1 protein-coding gene is annotated in these 419 nt (G+C 68.7%); it reads left to right on the forward strand.

What is annotated here, in order from left to right; all coding sequences use genetic code 11:
* On the forward strand, nt 1-419 hold a 419-nt coding region (locus BLX41_RS18220), incomplete at both ends, for a hypothetical protein (RefSeq protein WP_148059752.1).

Consider the following 419-nt stretch of genomic DNA (forward strand, 5'->3'; position numbering starts at 1 on the left):
CGCTGGTGCCCTGGACAACCGCCAGGGCCTGATCGAAAGCCGCAGCACCCTGAGCACCGCCGCCGCCAGCCTGGACAACCAGCGCGGGCAACTGCGGGCCCTGGGCCTGGTGAGCAAAACCCGGTTCAGCATCGCTGGCACCTTCGACAACCGCGACGGCTTCCTGGAAACCGCCAACCACGACCTGGCCTTCGACGCCGGCGGCTTCAACAACCGCGGCGGCAGCCTGCTGCACAGCGGCAGCGGGGTGTTCGGCCTCTCCATGGCCAACCTCGAAGACGTCGGCGGCCGCCTGAAGACCGCCGGGCAACTGACCCTGGAGGCCGAGCGCTGGACCAACAGCAGTGCAATCCAGGCCGATCAGTTGCTGGTCAAGGTCGACCACCTGAGCCAGACCGCCGATGGCCAGCTCCTGGCGG

Origin of the sequence: Pseudomonas protegens (assembly GCF_003732485.1) — a bacterium.
GTDB classification, from domain to species: Bacteria; Pseudomonadota; Gammaproteobacteria; order Pseudomonadales; family Pseudomonadaceae; genus Aquipseudomonas; species Aquipseudomonas protegens_B.